This window comes from Vibrio lentus (assembly GCF_002875945.1).
GTDB classification, from domain to species: Bacteria; Pseudomonadota; Gammaproteobacteria; order Enterobacterales; family Vibrionaceae; genus Vibrio; species Vibrio apostichopi.
The window spans coordinates 1-380 of sequence record NZ_MCZK01000094.1 but is presented as its reverse complement, the minus strand read 5'-3'; the positions used below and the strand labels follow the sequence as shown (position 1 = coordinate 380).

At 46.1% G+C, this 380-nt stretch carries 2 tRNA genes; both read right to left on the bottom strand.

Going from position 1 to position 380, the window contains the following annotated elements:
- Nucleotides 1-125: 125 nt before the first annotated feature.
- A tRNA-Leu gene (locus BCT49_RS06390) sits at nt 126-212 on the bottom strand.
- An 80-nt stretch (nt 213-292) separates the two neighbouring features.
- Nucleotides 293-368 (bottom strand) — tRNA-Gly (locus BCT49_RS06385).
- Nucleotides 369-380: the final 12 nt, after the last annotated feature.

The following is a 380-nucleotide window of genomic DNA, read 5'->3' as shown; positions in this document are numbered from 1 at the left end:
GAGTCGAACCGAGGTCCACGGATTTGCAATCCGCTGCATAGCCACTCTGCCAAGGCGCCTTCAATAGTGTTTAAAGAGAACAACTCTTTTGAGCATTACCTAACAAAAGGTAACAATCAAATAGATGGTGCCCCGGGCCGGACTTGAACCGGCACAGCGCGAACGCCGAGGGATTTTAAATCCCTTGTGTCTACCAATTCCACCACCAGGGCACGCAATTCTTTATTGCGATGCCGATTACTGAAAAGTAAAACACCATCTTAATGTCAAAATGAATCAACATTACAAAATTTGGAGCGATACATCGGGTTCGAACCGATGACCTCAACCTTGGCAAGGTTGCGCTCTACCAACTGAGCTAGTATCGCAATTTCATTCTT